20 protein-coding genes and 1 pseudogene are annotated in these 21,821 nt (G+C 34.5%); 20 read left to right on the forward strand and 1 reads right to left on the reverse strand.

The window, feature by feature from the left end:
- Positions 1–134 precede the first annotated feature (134 nt).
- A complete protein-coding gene (locus BUA03_RS13450; protein ID WP_066076557.1) occupies positions 135–2,426 on the reverse strand; it encodes a DNA topoisomerase 3 in 2,292 nt (763 codons plus the stop codon).
- 284 nt (positions 2,427–2,710) lie between these two features.
- On the opposite strand from BUA03_RS13450, the gene BUA03_RS13455 reads away from it, so the two are divergent.
- From BUA03_RS13455 to BUA03_RS13545, 20 genes and pseudogenes are all read left to right on the forward strand, one after another.
- Positions 2,711–3,322, forward strand: a complete 612-nt coding sequence (locus BUA03_RS13455; RefSeq protein WP_066076560.1) for a TetR/AcrR family transcriptional regulator — start codon at positions 2,711–2,713, stop codon at positions 3,320–3,322.
- Positions 3,323–3,325: 3 nt separating this feature from the next.
- Complete coding sequence (locus BUA03_RS13460) at positions 3,326–4,576, forward strand: TolC family protein (RefSeq protein ID WP_066076563.1); 1,251 nt, start codon at positions 3,326–3,328, stop codon at positions 4,574–4,576.
- A 13-nt stretch (positions 4,577–4,589) separates the two neighbouring features.
- Positions 4,590–5,468, forward strand: a complete 879-nt coding sequence (locus BUA03_RS13465; RefSeq protein WP_066076566.1) for an HlyD family secretion protein — start codon at positions 4,590–4,592, stop codon at positions 5,466–5,468.
- 57 nt (positions 5,469–5,525) lie between these two features.
- Complete coding sequence (locus tag BUA03_RS13470; RefSeq protein WP_066076569.1) at positions 5,526–5,810, forward strand: cupin domain-containing protein; 285 nt, start codon at positions 5,526–5,528, stop codon at positions 5,808–5,810.
- Positions 5,810–6,706: an ABC transporter ATP-binding protein gene (locus tag BUA03_RS13475; protein WP_175542107.1), complete on the forward strand. Its 897-nt coding sequence runs from the start codon at positions 5,810–5,812 to the stop codon at positions 6,704–6,706. The genes BUA03_RS13470 and BUA03_RS13475 overlap by 1 nt, the downstream gene beginning before the upstream one ends.
- 82 nt (positions 6,707–6,788) lie before the next feature.
- Positions 6,789–7,523 (forward strand): ABC transporter ATP-binding protein, encoded by a 735-nt coding sequence (locus tag BUA03_RS13480; protein WP_072675750.1) that lies wholly within the window; start codon positions 6,789–6,791, stop codon positions 7,521–7,523.
- A 92-nt stretch (positions 7,524–7,615) separates the two neighbouring features.
- On the forward strand, positions 7,616–8,722 hold the full coding sequence (locus tag BUA03_RS13485) for an ABC transporter permease (protein ID WP_066076578.1): 1,107 nt from the start codon (positions 7,616–7,618) through the stop codon (positions 8,720–8,722).
- 33 nt (positions 8,723–8,755) lie between these two features.
- Positions 8,756–9,877, forward strand: coding sequence for an ABC transporter permease (locus tag BUA03_RS13490; protein ID WP_066076581.1), 1,122 nt, complete (start codon positions 8,756–8,758; stop codon positions 9,875–9,877).
- 259 nt (positions 9,878–10,136) lie between these two features.
- Positions 10,137–10,934: a sulfite exporter TauE/SafE family protein gene (locus tag BUA03_RS13495; protein ID WP_066076584.1), complete on the forward strand. Its 798-nt coding sequence runs from the start codon at positions 10,137–10,139 to the stop codon at positions 10,932–10,934.
- A 108-nt stretch (positions 10,935–11,042) separates the two neighbouring features.
- Entirely contained in the window at positions 11,043–11,444 is a 402-nt protein-coding gene (locus tag BUA03_RS17000) for an NAD(P)/FAD-dependent oxidoreductase (protein ID WP_245792668.1), read from the forward strand.
- Positions 11,437–12,198: an NAD(P)/FAD-dependent oxidoreductase gene (locus BUA03_RS13500; RefSeq protein WP_245792665.1), complete on the forward strand. Its 762-nt coding sequence runs from the start codon at positions 11,437–11,439 to the stop codon at positions 12,196–12,198. The genes BUA03_RS17000 and BUA03_RS13500 overlap by 8 nt, the downstream gene beginning before the upstream one ends.
- A gap of 159 nt (positions 12,199–12,357) precedes the next feature.
- Complete coding sequence (locus tag BUA03_RS13505) at positions 12,358–12,942, forward strand: TetR/AcrR family transcriptional regulator (protein WP_066076586.1); 585 nt, start codon at positions 12,358–12,360, stop codon at positions 12,940–12,942.
- Positions 12,939–14,249, forward strand: coding sequence for a TolC family protein (locus BUA03_RS13510; protein ID WP_066076588.1), 1,311 nt, complete (start codon positions 12,939–12,941; stop codon positions 14,247–14,249). Before BUA03_RS13505 ends, BUA03_RS13510 begins: the two co-directional genes overlap by 4 nt.
- On the forward strand, positions 14,249–15,346 hold the full coding sequence (locus tag BUA03_RS13515; RefSeq protein WP_066076591.1) for an efflux RND transporter periplasmic adaptor subunit: 1,098 nt from the start codon (positions 14,249–14,251) through the stop codon (positions 15,344–15,346). Before BUA03_RS13510 ends, BUA03_RS13515 begins: the two co-directional genes overlap by 1 nt.
- Entirely contained in the window at positions 15,346–16,587 is a 1,242-nt protein-coding gene (locus BUA03_RS13520; RefSeq protein ID WP_066076594.1) for an ABC transporter permease, read from the forward strand. Before BUA03_RS13515 ends, BUA03_RS13520 begins: the two co-directional genes overlap by 1 nt.
- Positions 16,584–17,264 (forward strand): ABC transporter ATP-binding protein, encoded by a 681-nt coding sequence (locus tag BUA03_RS13525; protein ID WP_066076597.1) that lies wholly within the window; start codon positions 16,584–16,586, stop codon positions 17,262–17,264. The genes BUA03_RS13520 and BUA03_RS13525 overlap by 4 nt, the downstream gene beginning before the upstream one ends.
- A 488-nt stretch (positions 17,265–17,752) precedes the next feature.
- The gene (locus BUA03_RS13530) at positions 17,753–18,046 is read left to right on the forward strand and encodes a hypothetical protein (RefSeq protein WP_066076600.1); all 294 of its coding nucleotides are present in this window, start codon (positions 17,753–17,755) and stop codon (positions 18,044–18,046) included.
- Between the two features lie 612 nt (positions 18,047–18,658).
- Positions 18,659–19,303, forward strand: a pseudogene (locus tag BUA03_RS13535) (peroxiredoxin).
- Positions 19,304–19,530: 227 nt separating this feature from the next.
- Positions 19,531–20,946, forward strand: a complete 1,416-nt coding sequence (locus BUA03_RS13540) for an MBL fold metallo-hydrolase (RefSeq protein WP_066076603.1) — start codon at positions 19,531–19,533, stop codon at positions 20,944–20,946.
- A gap of 131 nt (positions 20,947–21,077) precedes the next feature.
- Positions 21,078–21,746, forward strand: a complete 669-nt coding sequence (locus BUA03_RS13545) for a carbonic anhydrase (RefSeq protein WP_066076606.1) — start codon at positions 21,078–21,080, stop codon at positions 21,744–21,746.
- Positions 21,747–21,821: the final 75 nt, after the last annotated feature.

A 21,821-nucleotide genomic window follows, 5' to 3' on the forward strand; every position in this document is an offset into this window, starting at 1 on the left:
CAAAAAATTAGACACTTAAAGAGTTTTGATTTGGAAAATTTAAATTGGAAATTGCAACTTAATAAAAACCAGAAATTAAGGAAAAAACAGTACTATTAAGACACAAAACAAGTATATCAAATCCACAATTGGTATTAAATACTTTCGTTCAAAATAGTATAAACTAGTTCTTTAGTAGGTTTTTTATTTTTCAATTTTTCTCTAACCACATCAAAAGTCACTTTAAAATCACAGCCCGATTTATAGTGGTTACAACCATAAGCCGTTTTTCCTTTAATAACCGTTCCTTTTTGGCATTTTGGACAGGTTAATTCGTCTGGCACGGCTTTCGCCAAAGTTTTCTTAGGTTCTAATTTGAGTTGGAAGTTTTCGTCAAAACGCAGCAAACCCTCCACTACGCCGGCATCCGTTTTAAAGTCTTTCAAGTTTACGGTAGATCCTTTTTGTAGTAATCGCAGGTATTGATTCTCGGATATTTTTTTCTCTGCAAAACTATACGGCAATAGAAACGTACAACCAGCTTTATAGTCGCCACATCCAAACGCAGATTTTCCTTTAATGAGCGTTGCTTTTTTACATTTTGGACAAGCTGCTGCTAAAATTCCTGCTGCTTTCTTTTGCGCGACTTTAACGACTTCTTTTTGGATATTACTGGCATGCGAAATATTGGCACGCGTAGTTTCACTTCGCACTTCATACACTAAGGCTTCTACCATACGTTTCATGTTGTTGATAAATCCAGCAGCGCTATACGTACCCTTCTCAATATCTTTCAATTGCTTTTCCCAAGAGCCCGTCAACTCAGCTGATTTTACTAAATCATTTTGAATGGTATCAATCAGCCTAATCCCTGTTGGCGTTGGTACGACCTGTTTTTTATTTCTAACGATGTATTGGCGTTTAAAAAGCGTTTCAATAATATTAGCTCGGGTTGATGGTCGTCCAATTCCATTTTCTTTCATCAATTCGCGTAAATCTTCATCATCTACTTGTTTTCCTGCCGTTTCCATGGCTCGTAATAATGTCGCCTCTGTAAACTGATTGGGTGGTTTGGTTTCCTTTTCTAAAAAAGACGGTTGATGTGGTCCTTTTTCACCTTCGACAAAATTAGGCAATAGATCGACTTCTTTTTCTTTAGTAGCAGGATCTTCAAAAACGATTCTCCATCCTTTTTTTAAGATTACTTTTCCTGTGGTTTTAAATGGTACATCAGCCGCTTTTCCAATTACTGTTGTATTCGCTACCAGACAATCGTCATAAAAGACCGCAATGAATCGCTTGGTAATAATGTCATATACCCGTTGCTGATTGTACTGCAAATTGGTTTGAATCCCCGTTGGAATAATTGCATGGTGATCCGTTACTTTTTTATCATTAAAAACTTTAGTAGATTTTATAATCTTCTTTCCTAAAAGCGGTTCCGTTACTACTGAATAATTAGTTAACTTTTGAAGAATTCCAGCTACTTTTGGATAAACGTCATTTGGTAAAAAGGTGGTGTCGACTCTGGGATAGGTGACCACTTTTTGTTCATACAAGGTTTGAGCAATTTTTAAGGTTTCATCCGCTGAAAATCCAAACTTAATATTGCAGTACACTTGTAAACCCGTTAAATCAAAAAGTTTTGGAGCAAATTCATTTCCTTTTTTATTTTCGATAGAGACAATTTCGAACTCACTTTCTTTGACTTTATTAGCCAAAAGTTCCCCATCCTCTTTTTTCAAAAAACGTCCTTCTTCATAACTAAAAAGCGTCTCTCTATATAAAGTTTGCAACTCCCAATACGGTTGTGGTTTAAAATTCTCGATTTCTTTAAATCGATCCACTACCATAGCTAATGTAGGGGTTTGTACCCGACCAATAGACAGTACTTGTTTGTATCCGCCATGTTTTACGGTGTACAAACGGGTCGCATTCATACCCAATAACCAATCGCCAATGGCTCTGGAAAACCCAGCATAGTATAAATTGTCGTAATTAGTCGATGGCTTCAAATTTTCAAAACCCTCCTTAATCGCTTCGGTAGTCAAGGACGAAATCCATAAACGTTTCACTTCGCCTTTATAATTGGCTTCATTCATCACCCAGCGCTGTATCAGTTCTCCTTCTTGACCTGCATCGCCGCAGTTAATGACCAAATCTGCTTTGTCAAATAAACTTTTTATAATTTTAAACTGCTTTTGAATACCAGAATTTTCCACCACTTTGGTTTCAAACTTTTCAGGAAGCATAGGTAGGTTATTCAAATCCCAACTTTTCCAATGCGGTTTATAATCATTTGGTTCTTTTAAGGTGCATAAATGACCAAAAGTGTACGTCACAACATAGCCATTGCCTTCGTAATATCCGTCATGTTTCGTATTAGCTCCTAATACGGATGCGATTTCGCGTGCTACACTTGGTTTTTCGGCAATACAGACTTTCATTATATGCTACTAATTTGAAGCCGCAAATTAGGAATTTATATTTTGGGAATAAAAAGGAATCGTCAGGAGTTATGAACGAGCTTCAAAAATAGAGTGCGCGAGTGTTAAAACTCATGTCCTAATCCGCTTGCTACTTAATACGTGAAATAAAGTGGGTCTACTAGAAGAGCTGCTTTACACATCATTACAACACTACCCAATAAATAGTTACAAAAAAAAGTTTTTAAATTGATATTATTTCCTATATTTGTTAACCAAATGGTTAAACCATATAATTAAACAAGATGACCAAAGAAAAATTAGAAAATACAGAAATAGAAATATTAAATGCCGCTAAAGAAATATTTCAACAAAAAGGAATGGATGGAGCTAGAATGCAAGAGATTGCAGATAAAGCTAAGATCAACAAAGCCTTATTGCATTATTATTATAGAAGCAAGCAGCTACTATTTGAAGCAGTTTTCAAAAGTGCCTTCTCTTTATTGGCACCGCAACTAAACAAAGTATTGAATGATGACAGTGATTTATTTGAAAAAATAACAAAATTTACAGATAGCTATATCACATTTGTAATCAAACATCCGTATTTACCCAATTTTGTTATTCAAGAATTAAACAAAAATCCCGACTTTGTAATGAAACTTCGTTCACAGGAAAATTTTCCAACTATAGACAAATTCAAACAGCAAGTGACCGATGCTATCAAAGAAGGGATAATAAAACCTATCGAAGCTGAACAATTATTCATAAACATTATAGCATTAAACCTATTTCCATTTCTAGGCGAACCCCTACTGATGGCACTCCTAAATGTGGATAAAAAAAGTTACACGCAACTATTACAGGATCGTAAAGCCCATGTGGCCGACTTTATTATTAACGCAATTAAAATTTAAAATATGAAAAATAAGGTAATTCTACTCTTGCTATTCCTGCTATCAATAAGTTCAAATGCACAACCAACTTTGACATTGGTGGAGTGCTATGCTTTAGCTACTAAAAACTATCCCATGGCAAAACAAACGGTATTACTGCAGCAAAAGTCAGCTTATGAAGTGGCCGCATTAAATAAAGGAAAACTTCCAAAAATCGATATGAATGCACAAGCGACTTATCAGTCAGAGGTTATAGGATTTCCTATCGCAATGTCTGGCGTAACGCCCTTAAACAAGGACCAATATCGAGCCACATTAGATATCAATCAACTTATTTATAATGGCGGAACGATTGATGCCAATGCTAAATTGAAAGCAGCACAAACCAAAACACAACAGCAACAAATTCAAGTGACTTTATATCAATTGAAAAGCCGCATCAATCAGTATTATTTTTCAATACTGCTAATTCAAGAGAAGAAAGCGTTGCTGTTGTCTAAAAACGAATTGCTTTTATCCAAGGTTAAAGAGGTAAAATCCGGAGTGAAATTTGGTGCCATTCTTCCTGCATCGGAGCTTATTCTGGAGGCAGAAATACTAAAAACAAAACAGCAATTGACAGCGCTAAAATTTGAAAACATAAAAATGATAAAAAATCTTTCTGAATTAACTTTTACAGAGATAAATTCAGAAACTATAGTAACACAACCTCAATTTAATCCTAATAACACGAGTAGCAGCAGACCTGAAATTGCTTTTTATGACTTACAAAATCAGCAATTAGAACTTTCTAAAATTACGATCGCTACATCAATTCTTCCAAAAATAAATGCTTTTGGTCAAGCGGGTTACGGAAATCCAGGTTTAAATATGTTAGATAATTCTTTTCAACCTTTTTATGTGGTTGGCGTAAAAGCCAATTGGAATGTCTTTGATTGGGGAAAAAACAAATCAGATCAAAAAGCATTAGATGTCGCCAAAGAAATCGTTTTGTCCGAAAAAGAAACATTTGAAATCAATAACAAGATAGAACTGCAAGAGATGGACAGCGAAATTAAAAAAACAGAACAACTTCTACAAACTGACAGCGAATTAATCCAAGTACGTGAAAAAATTGTTATATCCTCTACTGCACAAATGAAAAACGGGGTAATCACCACCTCTGAATATCTTGTAGAATTTACCAACTTATTTGAAGCAAGAAATAGTCTAAAAACTCATGAAGTTCAATTATCATTAGCCAAATCTAATTTTGAAATAATCAGTGGCAAATAAAAAATATTTAAAAATGAAAAAAACAAGCGTACTACTTTTGGCTGCGATAGGATTAATTTCTTGTTCTAAAAACAGGGAAAAAGCGGATGGTTATGGGAACTTTGAAGCAGTTGAAATTACCATTTCATCCGAAGCTAATGGAAAAATTAAATTCTTAACCGTGGAAGAAGGAGCTGTAGTAGAACCACAAACACAAGTTGGTTTAGTAGATACTTTACAGTTGTATTTGAGCAAACAACAATTGATTGCTTCAAAAAATACAGTTTCGTCAAAATCAGCTACTGTATTGTCCCAAAAGAGTGTTTTAATTGAACAACTCAAAGCAACTCAATTAGAAAAAAATAGAATCCATAATATGTATGCTGAAAATGCAGCTACTAAACGTCAAGTAGATGAAGTTGACGGAAAAGTCAAGGTAATCCAAGAGCAAATAAAAGGTGTTGGCACGCAAAACGCACCTATTATTAGTGACTTGAAATCAATTGAGATACAAATTGAGAAAATAAATGATCAAATTCAAAAAAGTAAAATTATAAATCCAATCAAAGGAACGGTCTTGACTAAATATGCCGAGCCTGATGAAATCACTGCTTTTGGAAAACCTTTGTATAAAATTGCCAATATATCGGAAATGACGTTGCGCGTTTTTGTAAGCGAAATGCAATTACCTCAACTAAAAATTGGACAAGAAGTTTCCGTAAAAATTGATGGTTTGAAAGAAATGAAATCCTACAAAGGAACTATTTCCTGGATTGCTGCACAAGCAGAATTTACGCCAAAAATCATCCAAACTAAAGAAGAAAGAGTCAATCTGGTATACGCGATCAAAGTCAAAGTTAAAAATGACGGTAGTCTAAAAATAGGAATGCCAGCCGAAATGTGGATTAAATAACACCAAACAATTCGTATCAAAATCAAATATTCAAAAATAACTTCTAATCCTAAAAAAATGAATTTAAAAGACTTACATCCCGACAATAAAGCCGTTCAAACCACCGTACTATTTGAACCAAATGAAAAAGTAATTTCCTTGCAAATAGCAAAAGGAGAACAACTGAAAGAACACCTCACAAAAGTCCCCGCTTTATTAGTGTGTGTCTCTGGAAATGCTGTTTTTAGCAATGAGAATGGACTTGTTGTTCCTTTACAATCAGGAGCTTACGTTAAAATAGAAGAAAATGTAAAACACAAGGTAGATGCTATTGATGAAAGTAACTTTTTGTTGATAAAATAATGAGTATCAAAGTTCAAAACATATCAAAATCATACAAAAATCTAAAAGCAGTTGACAGCGTGTCATTTGAGGTAAAGAAAGGAGAACTTTTTGGTTTAATAGGTCCGGATGGAGCTGGCAAAACCACCCTCTTCCGCATTTTAACAACGCTACTAATTGCTGATGAAGGAAGTGCAGCCATAATGGGCTTTGATGTGGTAAGAGACTACAAATCGATTCGGAGTGCAGTGGGCTACATGCCTGGTAAATTTTCATTGTATCAAGATTTAACAGTTGAAGAAAACTTGACCTTTTTTGCTACCCTATTTGGCACTACCATTGCGGAAAATTACGAATTAATAAAAGATATTTACATTCAGATAGAACCTTTTAAAAATCGGAGAGCCGGTGCATTATCCGGAGGAATGAAACAAAAATTAGCGTTGTGTTGTGCCTTAATTCACGCACCTAAAGTTTTGTTTCTAGATGAACCTACAACTGGTGTTGATCCTATATCCCGAAAAGAATTTTGGGAAATGCTGAAACGATTGCAGCAGCAAGACATTACCATTTTAGTTTCAACTCCCTATATGGATGAAGCTTCGTTATGTGATCGCATTGCACTGATTCAGCATGGCGTAGTTTTAAAAATAGACTCCCCTGAAAATATAATTAAAAACTATGACAAAACGATTTACGATGTTGCCACAAAAAATACTCATTCACTGATTCATGATTTAAAAAATTATCCAAGTCAATACAGTGTGTATGCTTTTGGAGAATTCGTTCATTACACAGATCAGGAAAACAACTTTGACAGAAAAGAGTTGGAAAAATACCTAAAAGATAAAAACCATACCGATATCAAAATTAAACAGGCTCAAATTGCTATCGAAGATGTTTTTATGGACTTGTAATTTAACGGTTCCGAACTAAAGAACAGAATTGAATATCAAGCAGTTGACTCGCAACTCTTACCAAAAAAAAAAAAAAAAAAAAATGGAAAAAGAAAAAATAATTACAGTAAAAAATTTAACTAAAAAATTTGGTGATTTCACAGCTGTAGAAGCTATTTCTTTCGATGTTTATAAAGGAGAAATTTTTGGGTTTTTAGGAGCAAATGGCGCTGGAAAAACGACTGCCATGAAAATGCTGATTGGAATTTCAAATCCAACATCTGGCGAAGCCAATGTGGCTGGCTTTGATGTGCAATCCAATTCAGAAATGGTAAAAAAGAACATTGGATACATGAGTCAAAAATTTTCCATGTATGATGATTTGACAGTAAAAGAAAATATCGTTTTTTTTGGAGGTATTTATGGATTATCAAGAGCTGAAATAAAGATTAAAACAGCCGCATTAGTCGCAGAATTGCAAATCGAGGATATAATAAACAGTTTAGTAGGATCCTTACCTTTGGGTTGGAAGCAAAAGCTGTCCTTTTCTGTGGCTTTATTACACGAGCCAAAAATTGTTTTTTTAGACGAACCAACTGGTGGTGTAGACCCAATTACCAGAAGGCAATTTTGGGAAATGATATACACTCAGGCATACAAAGGAACCACCATTTTTGTGACAACGCATTATATGGACGAAGCCGAATACTGTGACCGGGTTTCTATAATGGTCGCAGGCAAAATTGAAGCACTCGACACCCCAAAAAAGCTAAAAGAACAATTTAAGGTCGATTCGATGAATGATGTATTTCTAAAATTAGCTCGAAATATAGAATAATATTTCGATTGAAGTAGTACGACTTTGTGAGATAAAAAAACTCGCGTAATTTGCGTAAACCGTTGCGAATTTTACAGCTAAAAAAACATAATATGAAAAGATTTATAGGTTTTATTAGAAAAGAATTTTACCATATTTTTAGAGACAAACGCTCCTTGTTCATTCTGTTTGGCATGCCAATTGCACAAATTTTGCTCTTTGGTTTTGCCATTACTAACGAAATTAAAAATGTTACTATAGCTGTTTTAGATCATTCCAAAGACCTAGAAACAAAAAGCATTATTAATAAAATAAAGGCATCGCCCTATTTTAGCATCGAAAATCAAATTGATAATGAAAAGGACATAGCATCAGAATTTAAAAAAGGAAAAATCAAAGCTGTTCTCCTATTTGAACCTCACTTTAGCAAAAATTTAGAGACAAAAAAAGTAGCCGTTGTACAAGTCGTTACTGATGCCACAGAACCAAATGTGGCCAACACTATCGCCAATTATACAGCAGCAGTAATTCAAAATTATCAAGCCCAAAAAAAGCAATCGAAAAACAATCAGGTAAACATTGAAGTGCAAACAAGGATGTTTTATAATCCCGAGCTCAAAAGTGTTTTTAATTTTGTACCAGGTGTCATGACCGTTATTTTAATGCTCGTTTCTGCCATGATGACGTCCATCTCTATTACTCGTGAAAAAGAATTAGGCACGATGGAAATCCTTTTAGTGTCTCCAATCCAACCTTTTCAAGTAATAATAGGTAAAGTATTCCCTTACATATTCCTCTCCATTATTAATGCTATTGTAATTTTATTACTTGGTTTTTTTGTTTTCAAAATGCCTATTAATGGCAGTCTTTTTCTCTTGCTGTCTGAAAGTATTCTATTCATTATTTCTGCACTTTCGTTAGGCATTTTAATTTCTACCATTTCAAACTCGCAGCAAACTGCTATGATGCTTTCCTTAATGGGTTTAATGCTACCGGTAATTATTCTTTCGGGATTTATTTTTCCTATTAACAGTATGCCACTACCGATGCAAATTATCAGCAATATTATTCCTGCAAAATGGTTCATTATTATCATAAAAGCGATCATGCTCAAGGGAGTTGGCATCGAATATATTTGGAAAGAGACCCTAATATTAATAGGAATGACTGTGTTTTTTATCGCTTTAAGTATAAAAAAATATAAAATAAGATTAGAATAAAAATTGGCTTACAGATAATCTAAATAGTTACAAATGAAAACAATACTATTCATCGTACAAAAAGAATTTAAGCAAATTTTTAGAGATAAAAACATGCTTAAGCTAATCTTTATTTTACCCATTTTACAGTTACTAATTTTATCTAATGCGGCTACATTTGATGTCAAGAACATCAACATAACCTTTGTTGACAACGATCAAAGTTCTGATTCTAAAAATCTAATTGAATCCTTCAGGGCTTCTTCTTATTTTAAAAGTACCGCTTCTTTTTTTTCTGAAAAAGAAGCAGTGGAAGAAATGCAAAAAGGGAACACCGATATTATTGTAAACATACCCGTTCACTTTAACAGAGACCTGCAAAAGCAACAAAAAACAAGTGTTTCAGTAACTATAAATGCGATTGATGCAGCTACGGCAGGCATTGAAAATGTTTATGTAACGCAAATTATAACTACATTCAATAGCAAAATTCAAACAGAGTCTACGTACTTATCTGACCTCACAGAAGTTCAAGAAAGCCTTCTTGTTATACCTTCTTTTTGGTACAACAAAACGCTCAATTACAAAACTTTTATGGTACCTGGTATTTTAGTTTTATTAGTAACAATGCTAACGTTGTTTTTATCCTCTATGAATATCGTTAAAGAGAAAGAATTAGGAACATTGGAACAAATAAATGTAACTCCTATAAAAAAACACCAATTTATAATTGGAAAACTATTTCCTTTCTGGATATTGGGATTGGTTATTTTAACGGTCGGTTTAATAATTGCAAAAGTAGTATTTAATGTTCCCATGTTGGGCAATATGCTACTCGTTTACCTTTTTACAGGGGTTTATTTACTGCTCGTTTTAGGAATAGGACTTTTTATCTCTAATCATACGGATACGCAACAACAAGCCATGTTTATCGCTTGGTTTTTTATGGTGATTTTCATCCTGATGAGTGGTTTATTTACGCCAATTGAAAGCATGCCTAAGTGGGCACAAAATAGCACACTGATAAATCCAATACGATATTTCGTTGAAGTTATGCGAATGGTCATGCTTAAAGGTTCTGGTTTTTCAGACATCATTCCTCAGTTTGTCATCATCAGCGTCTATGCTATTTTAATGAATGGTTTGGCCGTTTGCAGCTATAAAAAAACTACTTAATTTATCTATAGTTTTCATTGCTATACTACTAGATTTTATGTTTTAATACAAATATTTTGAGCTGATTGAGCTGGAAACCGAGTGTCTTTAAGACTATATTGTAGACAATATCGGTAGTTAAAATACGCCGGAGTATTGTGATGTCACAAAATAGCACACCGTATAAATCGCTAGTTTTAGAAAAAAAAAGAGCTGTGTGATAAATGTTACTGTACACAAAATTTAAACAGCTAATCTTTGCATCATAAAATTTACAATTATGGAATATATCGGTTATTTTGCGTCAATACTTATTGGCGTTGCATTAGGACTAATTGGCGGTGGAGGAAGCATCCTTACAGTACCTGTTCTGGTTTATCTATTTGCAATTGAACCAGTGATTGCGACAGCTTATTCATTATTTATTGTTGGTTTAACCAGTGCGGTAGGAACTGTTGGCTATTTCAAAAAAGGGCTGGTAAACATCAAAACTGCCATTGTTTTTGGTATTCCATCCATCATTGCCGTTTTTACAACAAGGGCTTTAATAGTGCCGGCAATTCCTAAGGAGATATTTTCGATGGGAAATTTTATCCTGACTAAAGACCTTTTCTTAATGCTGCTTTTCGCTGTAATAATGATTATTGCTTCTTACAGCATGATTAAAAAAGATAAAAAAACGGCTTCTGAGGAACCACACGAACAAAAATTCAATTACCCACTTATACTTATAGAAGGGGCACTTGTGGGAGTTATCACCGGACTTGTGGGAGCCGGAGGTGGATTTCTAATCATTCCTGCTCTGGTTATTTTAAGTAAATTACCTATGAAAGAAGCTGTAGGGACTTCGTTAGTAATCATTGCCGCCAAATCGTTAATCGGCTTTTTTGGAGAAGGTGGAGAAAATGTTATCGATTGGCAGTTCTTATTTACAATTTCAGCATTTGCAATTGTTGGGATTTTCATAGGCACAGCGCTGTCTAAAAAAATTGATGGTAATAAATTGAAACCGGCCTTTGGTTGGTTTGTTTTAGTGATGGGAATGTATATCATAACCAAAGAACTTTTTCTAAAATAAATCCTCATGTGACATAAGTCACTGGATAAGAATAGAATAAACCGTATTATTGGTTGTTTTTATTATCCTAAAAATCAAAAAAATGCCAAAGCATTATAAATACTAGTCATAGGTGGGGGAAATACAGGCCTTTCCCTAGCCTCACAGTTACTTCGTAAAAAAAGTAATTTAAAGATTGGAATCATTGATCCTTCTGAAAAACATTATTATCAACCCGCATGGACACTTGTTGGTGCCGGAATTTTTGACGTCAATAGGACCATTCGAAATGAAAAAGATGTTATTCCAAAAAACAGTACTTGGATCAAAGAAGCGGTGTCCGAATTTATGCCCGGTGAAAACAAAGTAAAATGCCTTGCGGGTGATGAATTTACTTATGATTACGTGGTGGTCTGCCCGGGAATTCAATTGGACTGGAATAAAATAGAAGGACGTAAGGAAACATTAGGGAAAAATAACGTCAGCAGCAATTACTCTGTACAGTACGCGCTACACATGGGAGATGATTGAAAATTTCAAAGGTGGCACAGCGGTTTTCACAAACCCGTCAACGCCAATTAAATGCGGCAAAGCACCACACAAAATCAGGTATTTAGCATGCGATTATTGGCTCAAAAAAGGGATTTTAGACAAATATGATGTTCATTATGGCGCTGATGTTACAGCAGTAGATGGTATAAACAAAACGGTTGAATTCAAAACCAAAGAAATTGATGAAAATCTAAATCAAAAACTGTCTTCTGAAAATGCAGGCTGTTACGGCATTGCAGAAAATAGTAGCGGCGAAGAACTTACAAAAGTAACTTTGAACTTTGATTTGTGTCACGCAGTTCCTCCGCAGTCAGCACCCGATTTTATCAAAAATAGTCCCTTGAGAGAAGCGCAAAATCCTCAGGGATATTTAGAGGTTGACAAAAATACACTGCAACACACCTGTTTTTCTAATGTTTTTGCTTTGGGTAATTGTACTAATGCGCCTTGCAGTAAAACAGGTGCAGCAATACGAAAACAAGCCCCGGTTGTAGTTGAAAACCTTTTGGCCAATATGGATAAAAAGACCGTTACAGCGCAATATGACGGCTATAGCGCCTGCCCTATTCCGACACAATACGGAAAGTTAATACTGGCTGAATTTGATTATACAAATACTCCAAAAATGACTTTTCCAATAAATCAGGCAAAACCAAATTGGGCCATGTGGATTCTTAAAACTAAGATTTTGCCTTGGCTGTACTGGAATAAAATCCTAAAAGGAACTGCCTAATAATTAATACCCAGCTTTTTAATTTGTTATCCCTTTCACATAAAACTGAAAGGGATTTTTTTAATTTCACTAATGTGACATTGATCACTTTTTAAAGGAATTAGTATTCGCAAATTTACGGAGTGAACGTTCACTTACCTGTTTTTAAATCACTTTAAAATGAAAATGTCAGACAAACAACTGAAGATTATCAAAGCAACTGGAAGGATTCTAACGGAATCCGGTGTTAGTCGTTTAACCATAAAAAAATTGGCCGCAGCCATGCAATTTTCTGAAAGTGCAATTTACAGACATTTTGAAAGCAAAGAGGAAATCATCCTTGCATTACTTGATTTTCTGGCCACTAATATGGATGAAAGATTAACCGCTTCGCATTCCAAAAATGAAAATCAAAAAGAGCAATTTATACAATTATTTCAGAATCAGTATTGGTTTTTTAAACAAAATCCACACTTTGTTGTAGCAGTTTTTTCAGATGGTTTAATGGAAGAAAGTCAGCGCATCAACGAAATGATTTACAAAATAATGAGTGTAAAAATCAAATATTTAAAACCACTACTAATTGAAGGTCAGCAATCAGGTGTTTTCACCAATGCCATTTCTGCAGATGATTTAACGCATATCGTAATGGGAGCTTTCCGACTCCAAATGTACAAATGGCGCATAGCTGATTTTAAGTTTGACATTGAAATCGAAGGAAATAAAATGATACAAGCTATGTTAACATTAATCCATTTAAAATGAAAACTACATTCCAAATTTTATTGCTGATACTGCTCAGTTTTGAGTTGCAAGCTCAGGAAACACTATCCTTTAACAGCATTGATGCCGTTTTACTTTACGTCGAAAAAAATGCGGCAGTGCTTAAAATTTCTAACGAACAAGTGGCATTGTCAAAGTACCAAACTTTAATTTCAAAAATAAATGCGTTTAATCCCCGAGGAAATGCTACAGCTTCTGCAACGGATAATTTACAGCTTCCAACAAATTATTTGCCGGCACAAATCTTTGGCGGTGTTCCTGGTACTTTCAAAGAAACACAATTTGGACAACAATACGTCAGTACCATTGCTATTACACCGCAAATTGATCTGATAAATATTCCCGCTTGGCAGAAAATAAAAGCGTCAAAAATCAATGAAAACTATTCCGTCACAACGACTTTATTAGTCAAGAAAAATCTTTTTGAGACCATAGCAAATACCTATTACAACATCGTTTCCATTCAAAAACAAATTGAAGTACTGCATGCCAATTATTCGAATACTAAAAAGATTGAAGACATTGTTTCCACCAAACAAAAAGAAGGTCTGGCCAGGCAACAAGATTGGAATCAAGCTACTGCAAATGTGTTGCAAATTGAGGATAAAGAAACACAACTCGTTACTGTCCTACTCCAACAGAATAACATTTTGAAAACAGTCTGCGATATTCCAATTACAACTGTTTTAGAAATAAGTGAAACACAAGAAAATGCAACGGAAAATACTGTTTTGGATGTTACCAATACTTTATTGAGTCAACAGAGCAAGTTGCTTCAAGAGGTTTCCAATCAAGAGTTGAAAAGTTTCAATTCCTCTTTTTTCCCAACGCTTTCATTAATAGGAAGCTGGATGTATCAAGATAATAGTAATGCTGGCTTTTTTAATCCAAATTCAAATACGTTTCAAGCCTCTTATGTCGGACTTCGATTGAATTATGCACTGCCGGACGCTTCTAAATATCTGCAAAAAAGGAATTTGAAAACAAGTGCTGCCATTGCTCAAGAAAATGCAAAACACAATTTGCTTCAGGAAAACAATCAAAACCAACAGTTGAAATTAGAGTATCAGAAAGCAGTTGACAGTTATGTGATTAACCAAAAAATTGCTGCACTTAAAATTGACACCTACACTAAAAATTTAGAAATATACCATCAAGATTTGATTTCGCTTGATAATTTAATGATTTCTTTTAATGATAAATTAAATGCCGAACTTAACTTAAAAGTGATAGCCACCAATATTTCCTATTTGACCACTAAAATAAACCTCAACAACATCATTCAATAATGAAAACAATAGTAGAAAGCACACTAATTTTAGCATCACTCGCACTGTTTTTTTCCTGTGGTAAAAAAACGGAAGAAAGCAAAGTAGAACGCAAAAACATCACCGAAATGGTCTTTGCATCGGGAACTTTAAAAGCTGATGACGAATACAATTTGATGGCACAAACGGAGGGATACATCACCAAAATCAATTTTAATGAAGGCGATGAAGTCGCTGCTGGAAAAATTTTGGCCGTAATCGACAATCAGCAAAGTACTATCAATACTAAAAGTGGATCCAAATTATTGCAAATCGCAAAAGCAAATACCAGTTCCAATGCACCACTTTTACAACAATCAAAAGCAAATTTAAACGCAGCAAATTTAAAACTGCAACAAGATGAATTGTTGGCCGGTCGGTATAAAAAATTGGTTGAAAGCAACAGCATTGCTAAGGTTGAATACGAAAATATATTGATTGCCGTGAGCAATTCGAGAGCTACTGTCTCGGCATTGGAACAACAATACCAAAATCTTTTGGTTCAAGCCAATCAGCAAGTGATTGTTCAAAACCAGCAATTGGAAAACAGTCTGGTTCTTCAGAATTTTAATGAAGTAAAGGCTTTGGTAAACGGTAAAATTTACAAACAGAAAAAACAAGTGGGAGATTATGTCCGCAAAGGCGATATTATTGCGGTGATAGCCAACAACCAGAAAATTTACGCCAATTTGAATGTCGATGAAAGCAATATGGGAAAGATCAAATTGAATCAGCAAATCGTCGTAAAACTGAACGTAAACAGCGACAAAACCTACAAAGGTGTTATTTCAGAAATACTACCCACTTTTGATGAGCAGTCGCAATCTTTTATCATAAAAGCCATTTTTACAGAACCTATGGATTTTGCCATTTCCGGAACCCAATTAGAAGCAAACATTTTTGTGAATAAAAAGCAAAATGCTTTAGTCATTCCAAGAAGTTTTTTGGGTTATGGCAACAAAGTTTTGGATGAAGACAGAAAACCAATAACAGTAAAAACAGGGATTGTTTCCTCTGATTATGTTGAAATACTAGCGGGTTTAAAAGAAAATCAAATCGTATTAAAAGAATTGTACTGATGAAAAATTACAAACACAATATCAATTCTGAAATTGCTTTTATCCATTTGATTTCCAAAAAGAAACAGACGATGGTCGCTGCATTAGGAGTTACGGTTGGGATTGCCATTTTTATTTTTATGAATTCGCTGATGTATGGTTTTGAAGTATATTCTGTTGAAAGTTTATTTAAATCGACACCACATTTACGAATTTATAAAGAAGAACACATCAGCCAGCCCTTAATTAAAACCAGCAAAACCGATTTAGCTTTGCTTACCAATCCTAAAATCACGAAAGAAAGCAAGAAATTAATCAATCCGAATTTAATCATTGAAGCGCTGAAAAAGCAACCTGAGGTAATTGGCGTAACGCCAAACGTTTCTGTAAATGTGTTTTACAATAATGGAGAAGCACAAGTAACGGGAAGAACATCCGGAGTGAATATCGAGGAGCAAAACACGATGTTTCAATTGGAACAATACATTGTTGAAGGTAAATATTCCGACTTAAAAGCCAATCAAAACGGAATCATTTTAGGGGTTGGAATTGCTGAAAAACTGAATGTTCGGTTGGCTGATAATATTTCGGTTACCACAGCTTATGGCGTTTCTAAAGTGATGAAAGTGGTCGCGTTATTAAAAACCGGAGTTACAAATACCGACAAAACACTATCGTATACCAACATTTCGGCAGCACAACAACTCAACAAACAGGGCGCAAGTTTCATAACCGATATTTATGTGAATATCAATGATTATGAAACGGCTAAAAAGCTAATTCCAAAATTTAAACAGTTAAGTGGATATGAAGTTGAAGATTGGGAAACTGCCAACACTTCGGCAGCGGCCGCAAATAAAATCAGAAAAATGATGGCCATGGCCATTTCGTTTTCGATAATGCTGGTAGCAGCTTTTGGCATTTACAATATTTTGAATATGACTATCATGGAGAAACTAAATGATATTGCAATTCTGAAAGCCATTGGATTTTCAGGCAAAGATGTCATCCGAATTTTTGTAAAAGAAGCCATTGTTATTGGATTAATCGGGATTGCATTTGGTTTGGTGTTAGCGATACTTTTAGTGAAAGTAATGGGCAATATGTGGGTTGGCGGCGATATAGGTTTTTTTCCAATTCGATTTTTTCCAAAATTCTTTGGATTAGGAATAGGATTCGGATTAATTGTAACCACATTGGCGGGTTATATTCCGGCCAGAAAAGCAGCAAAATTAGATCCTATAACAATTTTTAGAAAATGATACAATCAGAACTATTATTACAGGCAAAAGAAGTTAGTAAATATTTTTACGAACCCGAAAAATTTAAGGTTTTGAATAATATCTCTTTTGACATTCATAAAGGGGAATTTGTAACTATGGTAGGAAAATCAGGTTCTGGAAAATCGACTTTGTTATACCTTCTTTCAACAATGGATACGGATTATGAAGGAAATATTATTTTGGACGGTGAAAATTTAACCCTAAAAACAAAAGAACAGTTAGCTGCCATTCGCAATGAAAAAATTGGTTTTGTCTTCCAGTTCCATTATTTATTACCTGAATTTTCAAGTTTGAAAAACGTGATGATACCGGCGCTCAAATTAGGTAAATATGCCAAAGAAGAAATTGAATCGAGAGCGTATTCCATTTTGGAAAAATTAGATTTGAAAGACCAAGCATTAAAACCCGCTTCCAAACTTTCGGGTGGACAGCAACAGCGCGTTGCCATTGCCAGAGCCTTAATAAACGATCCGAAAATCATTATGGGCGACGAACCAACGGGTAATTTAGACAGTAAAAATGCAGCAATAGTTTTTGATTTGTTCAAACATCTGACAACTGAATTCAACCAAACGGTCCTTGCAGTGACCCACGACAATGATTTTGCAAAAGCCAGCGATAGAATTATTGAAATGGCCGATGGAATTATTTTGTAAAAAAAGGAAATTTAAAAAAAAATAGTAGTGCCACAGCAGACACAGCAATGCAAATTTAACAGGATCAAACCATCGCTATTTATCTCAAAAACAATTGAAGTAACGCTCAAAAACCAGATTCCCGTTAAATATAAATACACTTTATTATTTTTTATAACCAATTGAAAATAAACTAATTATATTTTTTATTGTATCAAGAATATTCCTAAATTAGTAGTCTAAAAAATAATATTGGCTTAATCCATTAAATTGGTTTTAAAGCAATTATTTTTCATCTCGAATTGCCCAAATTTCATGCGTTTTAGTTTTGTTAAAAATTACCATTTTTTGAGTGACTCATAGCAAACATTTTAAAATAATTAATAACTGCAATTAAATTAATCTAAATAGTAAGAAAAATGGAAACTAAAAAAACACTATATCAGTTGCACAAATAACACAAAACGTGGTTAAACAAACTTCTGTTTTATAAAGATGAAATTTCTACAATGGCGAAACGGATAAATGAAGTGGCCGAAAAGAATACTTCAAAAGAGCTGCGTTCCCAATGCGATCATTTCCACAATCAGCTGGTAATTCAAAAAGAACAGATTGACCTCTTAAATCATGATATCAGAAGTCACGAATCGTATCTTGAAGCAGCGGTGCGAAAAAATACTGTTTCTATTGCAGACGAAAAATGTACAGACCATAAAAAACATCGCGAGAGCATTGAAATTTTTGAAAAGATATTTAAACATTTAAGAGAAGAACTGATTGATTTTCTATCCAAATGGATGTAAGACATAAAACGATCTTTCTAAACGCATTTTTTGGGTATGAAATAATAATTTTTTAATCGGTTGTCACATCAATTAACCCATTGGGTCCAATTAGTATTTGAAAATAATTTTTTTTCAGTTCGAGTGATTTTCGATAGAAAATCATAAGAACAAGAAAAATTTCATTACAAAAGGTTCTCGATACATTTTTTGTTATGCTTTGCTCCACAAAAAACACTTGAACAAACGTTTTGAATAATTACACCCAGCGGGTTTAATTATATCAATATTGTCAGATTAAAAAAAGGTATAGTCATTACGGGACGAATTTCATATTTCGAACTGTCGTGCCACCAAATATATAACTGCAGCGAGGTAAGCTCCGTCAGGAGCAAAATATTGGCAGCAAATTAAATAGGCACGTCTCTAAAAAATGTCCCGTAGGGACTATATCTATTAAGTTTTATCAATTTTAAAAAGTTTTTATCGGACAACAATGAGATTATACAACAGTTTATAACTCTCAAAACATAGATTTTAAAATTTATTTATACACAGTGATAAATATCATACAGCAATTTCGAAAGCTAAACTAAATTTGAATCAATAAATTAATATCAAATAAATAATATCATGGAAGAAAAAGTATATTCAATGCCTAGAATTGGCGACATGGCCCCGGATTTTGAAGTCGTTACAACTACGGGGAAATTAAAATTTTCAGATTACAATAGAGGAAGCTGGGTAATATTTTTTTCACATCCTGCTGATTTTACACCTGTTTGCACAACAGAACTGAGCGGTTTTGCAAAAGAAAAAGACTTTTTCGCAGCACACAATACTAAACTGATGGGTTTGAGTATCGATAGTATACACTCACACATTGCCTGGGTAAATGCAGTTCACGAAAAAACAGACGTTTTATTTGAATTTCCTATAGTGGCAGATATTAGCATGGAGGTGGCATAATTGTACGGGATGCTACAACCTGGAGAAAGTGAAACCGCCGCCGTTCGAGCCGTTTTCATAATTGATCCAGAGGGAAAAGTTCGTTTAATCATGTATTATCCTCTTAATGTAGGTAGGAATATGGCAGAGATTAAACGCACTTTGTTAACTTTACAAACCTCCGATGAACATAAAGTAGCCATGCCTCTGGACTGGCAACCGGGAGATAAAGTACTAATTCCGGCTCCAAAAACAGTGGAAGCGTTAGCCGAAAGAAAGAAAAGCGATTTAGAAATGGTGGACTGGTATTTAGCGAAAAAGTCGCTATAAAATTTTTTCTGAATTTCGAATAAAGACCATCCTTGTGATGGTTTTTTTTTGTGTTTCAAAGAAAATAATGAGCTTTAAATTGTCTCTGTGACTTTTGTCACATACTATATTTACTGATAAAATAGTTATTTTATCATGATAATTATCACTTTGCACTCTGAAAGTGTCCTATAAATTTGCGTCAATATAATTTATATAAACGTAGTACTAATTCAAAACACATGATTATGAAAATCGAACAAATTTATACCGGATGTATTGCTCACGCAGCTTATTATTTAGAAAGTAACGGCGAAGCTGCCATTTTTGATCCATTACGCGAAGTACAGCCTTACATCGATAGAGCATTTAAAGACAACGCTAAAATTAAGTATGTATTTCTGACTCATTTCCACGCGGATTTTGTTTCGGGACATTTGGACTTAGCCAATAAAACAAATGCGAAAATTGTTTACGGTCCAACAGCAAAACCTGCTTATGAAATTATTACTGCCGAAGACGGACAAATTTTTGAAATTGGAAACTACAAAGTAAAAGTACTTCATACACCGGGACACACCATGGAAAGTACAACTTTTCTGTTGATTGACGAGAACGGTAAAGAACACGGACTTATAACTGGCGACACCTTGTTTATTGGCGATGTAGGACGACCTGATTTGGCGCAACACGTTGTGGCTGATTTAACCCAAGACAAACTGGCCAGACATCTGTACCAATCCTTGCGCAACAAAATCATGCCTTTGTCTGATGATTTAATTGTATATCCCAACCACGGAGCAGGTTCTGCTTGTGGGAAAATGATGAGTAAAGAAACTACCGATACGTTGGGCAACCAAAAGAAAACCAACTACGCCCTGAACCCAAAGATGACCGAAGATGAGTTTGTTACTGCGGTACTAACAGGTTTAACAGCTCCTCCAGGATATTTCCCTGCCAATGTCTTGATGAACATCAACGGTTATGAAAGTTTAGATGTTGTACTTAAAAAAGCCAACACACCTTTAAATGTAGAAGAATTTGAATTGATTTCCAATGAAACTCGCGCCCTAATTTTGGATACGCGCTTGGCATCCGAATTTGCAGATGGATTTATCCCAAATAGCGTAAACATTGGCTTAGATGGTAATTTTGCTATGTGGGTGGGAGAAATGATTCCCGATATAAAACAAGAAATACTATTAGTTACTGAGACCGGAAAAGAAGAAGAAAGTATGGTTCGTCTTTCTCGAATAGGCTACGACAGTACGATTGGATACCTAAAAGATGGTTTTGAATCTTGGAAAAAAGCGGGTAAAGAAGTCGATACACTCACCCGAATTACTGCAACTGAACTGGAAGAAAAACTAAAGAATGAGGAAATTCCCGTTTTTGATGTCAGAAAGAAAAGCGAATATTTATCCGAGCATCTTGTTGGAGCGGTAAATGTTCCGTTAAACGAAATCAACAATCATTTGGCTGAATTTCCAAAAGAAAAACCATTTATCCTGCATTGCGCCGGAGGTTATCGCAGTATGTTAGCGGCATCGATTCTAAAAATGCGGGGTTGGGATAATTTTGTAGATGTCATTGGCGGTTTTACAGAAATCAAAGAAACCAGTCTCCCAAAAACGGATTATGTATGTCCGACAACATTATTATAAAACAAGTTTTGTTCCATACAAAGAGAGAGAATCTGAAAAGGTTCTCTCTTTTTTTGTGCCAAAGTGATAATAGTCACCATGCAACAGCAGTACTGTCAGTACTTTTGAAAAAAATTTATAGATTTAGTACAATGAAAAAAATAATCTTAGCCTCCTTCTTGATGCTGCTCGCGACAACCGGATGTGAAAAACAGACTGAAAAAAAATTAGAAGAAAATAAAAACCAGACCCCGTTAGAAAAATTAGTTTCCGGGAATCAGCGCTTTATAGAAGAAAAAACGATTCATCCCCATCAAAATAAAAAATCAGTTCTGAATAATCAAAATGCACAACATCCTTTCGCCGTTGTGGTCACTTGCTCAGACAGCAGAGTTTCACCTGAAATTCTGTTTGACCAAGGAATAGGCGATTTATTCGTAATCAGAAATGCTGGAAACCTGATTTCTGATGTTGATATGGGGAGCATTGAATATGCTGTTGAGCATCTGGATGTTAATTTAATCGTTGTTTTGGGACATACAGAATGTGGCGCTATTAAAGCGTACATTAGTGATAAAAATAATGATTACAAAAAGCATCTGAATCACATTGATGACATTGTAGAAACTATTGCAGAGGAAAAAGAGGAACAGGAAGCTGAAAAACAGACGCCAAAACAAAACAATGTATTAGGTTGCATCAATGCTAATATTGAACACTCACACAGGCTTATTCAAGAAAATTCAATTATAAAAGAACATAAAGCTAAAATTATTTCCATGCGCTATGACGTGCATACAGGCAAAATAATTCAGTTGTAAACCGCTATGTAACATTAGTCACCAATTTTAATAAAATCATGCCTTAATTTTGTCAAATAAATTAAAAACTTAAAA

The sequence above is a fragment of the Flavobacterium fryxellicola genome, assembly GCF_900143245.1.
GTDB classification, from domain to species: Bacteria; Bacteroidota; Bacteroidia; order Flavobacteriales; family Flavobacteriaceae; genus Flavobacterium; species Flavobacterium fryxellicola.